3 protein-coding genes and 1 pseudogene are annotated in these 3,288 nt (G+C 41.3%); all 4 read left to right on the top strand.

Annotation, left to right across the window (positions count from 1 at the left end; genetic code table 11):
- The first annotated feature begins 522 nt into the window (after nucleotides 1–522).
- Nucleotides 523–939 (top strand): helix-turn-helix domain-containing protein, encoded by a 417-nt coding sequence (locus F6K38_RS37725; protein ID WP_287360102.1) that lies wholly within the window; start codon nucleotides 523–525, stop codon nucleotides 937–939.
- 178 nt (nucleotides 940–1,117) lie between these two features.
- On the top strand, nucleotides 1,118–2,353 hold the full coding sequence (locus F6K38_RS37720) for an RNA-guided endonuclease InsQ/TnpB family protein (RefSeq protein ID WP_287360101.1): 1,236 nt from the start codon (nucleotides 1,118–1,120) through the stop codon (nucleotides 2,351–2,353).
- A gap of 60 nt (nucleotides 2,354–2,413) precedes the next feature.
- Nucleotides 2,414–2,803 (top strand): annotated as a pseudogene (locus F6K38_RS37715) (Uma2 family endonuclease); the annotation flags it as partial.
- A 219-nt stretch (nucleotides 2,804–3,022) separates the two neighbouring features.
- A complete protein-coding gene (locus tag F6K38_RS37710) occupies nucleotides 3,023–3,220 on the top strand; it encodes a hypothetical protein (RefSeq protein ID WP_008183380.1) in 198 nt (65 codons plus the stop codon).
- The last annotated feature ends 68 nt before the right edge of the window (nucleotides 3,221–3,288 follow it).

Genomic DNA, 3,288 nt, shown 5'->3' with positions numbered 1-3,288 from the left:
TCTGCATCGCTGGCGACAGGTCAAAACTCAGGAGAAAGTACGAAGTCTAAAGTATTAAACCTAAGTTGGTATGTTGTTGATTTGGTGAACATATAGTCAAGGATCATAGGGCTCTTGACTATTACAAAAAATCATTCGGTCAAGCATTGGAATTAACCAGGACTTGACCGAATTTTTTTTTAAGTATTTAGCTATCAGCTGTCAGCTGTCAGCTGTCAGCTATCAGCTATCAGTTAGCAGGGAACAGGGAACAGGGAACAGGGAACAGAGAACAGGGAAGAATATTTAGATGTACTTCAAACTTACTAAAAAACTCAACAGCACTAATCAAGACTTAAAACTTAATTGCGACAGTGCAATAGTTTTTTAAAACCATCCACATCACCCACATCACCCCTAGCAGTAATGCAATAGTTTTTCTAAACTTCCACCCTTACAACGTGTTAAACCCCCATAACCCTTTGCATCTTTTCAAAAATCCTGTTAAAATAACAATATCGTTAAAGCAATGGTTTTTCGGCCATGATGATTTCTACCGCACAAGCTGCTAAATTACTAGGTGTCTCTGCTACTCGCGTCCGTTTCCTTTTGAGCAAAGGCAGAGTCAAAGGAGCTTATAAAGTGGGTAGAACTTGGGTAATTCCTTTATTTGATGGCATGCCAGTGGTCACCCCCGGCACTCGTGGACCAAAGCGGAATTGGTCAAAGCGTACACAGTACACTAAAGCTGTGATCCACGTTAATCAAAAAGTGATTCGCCAAAATCACAACACTGGCGAACGCAATCCAGTGATTACCGTAAAACGCGGCACTAAAAATATTTATGGTCATACGGTCGAAGTGAATGGCCCTTGTCGGGTGATGTATCGCCCAGATGATCCCCTAAATTGTGGAGCACGGGTATGGATTGAGACTATTTCTGATTTTAAGGTGAGCTGAGCCAGGTCTAAACTATCGAAATGGAGCAAGAGGACTGCGACCATAATCTTTGTATGGCGCGTATGGGGAATTGCGACCAACAAAAAAACGAAGCAACCTGGATATCACCTCTCAATCCTTGATGTATATAAATCTAACTGAGCAACACAGCCAGATAGACTTATGATACAGTGTTAGTATGCTTACGCTTACCTACGAATTCAAACTGATTCCCTCTCAGGAACAGATTGCCATGATTGAAGATATGTTGGCGGTCTGTAGGAAGGTGTGGAATTACGCACTTAGAGAAAGAAAAGACTGGATCAACAGTAGGAAGTGTGCAGTTAACTGTTGCTCATTGCAACAAGAATATATCATTCCGGCGGATGCCTCTTATCCAAATTACAATGTACAGGCAGCAAATCTAACCAAGGTAAAGAAAACTAACCCTGAACTCAAAAGAACAAATGCTCAAGTTTTACAGCAAGTTTTGAAGACTTTAGAGCGAGCATTTAACAACATGAAAAAACGGAGTTACGGTTTTCCTCGCTTTAAAAACAAGTACCGAATGCGGTCATTTGTATTTCCACAGTTTAAGGTAAATCCAGTGACAAATGACTGGATTAAACTTCCTCAGATTGGGTTGATAAAGATCAGGTTATCACGACCAATTCCAGAGGGATTCAAAATCAAGCAAGTGAGGGTAGTTAGAAGAGCCAGTGGTTATTTTGCAATGTTGACATTACAAAGTGATGTTAGTGTTCCTGATACAACTGTTTGGGGTCATCCTTTAGGGATTGATGTCGGACTTGATAAGTTCTTAGCGACTTCTGATGGGGAGTTAATTGAACGTCCCAAATTCTTAAGCAAGCTACACGGCGAGTTGAAATTACTGCAACGTAGACTGAAGTTAAAAAAGTTGGGTTCAGCAAATCGACATAAACTCAATCAGAAAATAGCAAAATTTCATCAAAAAATCTCAGATACTCGAAAAGACTATCACTTCAAGTTAGCACATCATCTGTGTGATCAAGCTGGCATGATATTTGTGGAAGACCTTGACTTTAGAACCTGGGCAAAAGGGATGTTAGGGAAACACACTCTTGATGCTGGGTTTGGTCAGTTCTTTAATATTCTGGCTTGGGTTTGCTGGAAACGAGGGGTGTATTTTGGCAAAGTTGATTACAGATATACCAGTCAAATTTGTCCAAATTGTGGGACGCATACAGGCAAAAAAGACTTGTCTGAACGTATTCATAAATGCCTTGAATGCCAGTACGAAATCAACAGAGATGTTGCAGCCGCGAGAATTGTTTGTCAACGTGGTATCGCTGCGGTCGGGCAGATCGTGGAAGAAATTGACTGTGTAGGCGGGCTACCGGGGGTTGATCACAACCTAGGCAAGTGCTGTAAAAGCAGTAAACCCAAATTGTGAAATTTGGGAATCCCAGCTCCTTTGGAGCCGCTACGCGAACGCTATAATCTCCGATTTAGCGAGGGAGGATGTCAAGAACCAGATGTCATCGTTTTAGACAAGCAAAGGGTTAGTGATAACGAACCACGGTGGGAAAAGGAATCGATTATCACACGGGGGTCTTCTGTTCGTTTAGTTGTAGAAGTGGTTTCAACAAACTGGAGCGACGACTACGCTTTGAAACTGGAAGATTACGAGTCTTTCGGAATTGCTGAATATTGGATTGTTGATTATTTAGGTTTAGGCGGTCGGCGATTTATCGGCAATCCTAAACAACCTACTTTATCGGTCTACCAATTGATAGATGGCGAATATCACGTTAATCAGTTCCGAGGAGCGAACCGTATCCTATCGCCAACCTTTCCAGAATTAAGGTTAAATGGTGATCAGGTTTTTCAAGCGATCGCTTAATCGGCTTTGTTTCCTCTACCACCACACCTCCCACACCATCCATACCATCCACACTATCCACACTCTTCCCCGGTGAGGATCAAGCCTCCTGACTGGCTTGGGGGAAAATAGTGAGCTAATTTTGAATAACCTAAATCGGTATTGTAACAATATGAATTTAAGATTTGGTTAATTAAAGGTAAAATCAGGTGGACATTGGGAGTATAGATAGTAATTCAGATGCTCAAAGTAGGAACCTTAGTTCGAGTGATTTATCCTGATTATGTTGCAGGTCTTTCGGGTCGTATTGAAGCACAGGAAGAATCCGGTCGTTGGATAGTCAGATTAGAGGAAAATCCCTTTGAGCAGAATGATCAAGCATTTATATTATCTCTAGATGAGTCAGACTTTGAAGTAATTAAGCCTCCTTCATCCTAGTCAAGCTAGTTATCATATTTTCTAGTGATCAGATTTTCCATCTCCACCAACCATGAAACACCAGATAA

This window comes from Moorena sp. SIO3B2 (genome assembly GCF_010692525.1).
GTDB lineage: Bacteria > Cyanobacteriota > Cyanobacteriia > Cyanobacteriales > Coleofasciculaceae > Moorena > Moorena producens.
This window is presented reverse-complemented; position numbering and strand designations above follow the sequence as displayed.

Excerpts from the sequence above, each read along its gene's own strand:
- F6K38_RS37725 (WP_287360102.1), top strand. The coding sequence starts at position 523 with ATGATGATTTCTACCGCACAAGCTGCTAAATTACTAGGTGTCTCTGCT.
- F6K38_RS37720 (WP_287360101.1), top strand. The coding sequence starts at position 1,118 with ATGCTTACGCTTACCTACGAATTCAAACTGATTCCCTCTCAGGAACAG.
- F6K38_RS37710 (WP_008183380.1), top strand. The coding sequence starts at position 3,023 with ATGCTCAAAGTAGGAACCTTAGTTCGAGTGATTTATCCTGATTATGTT.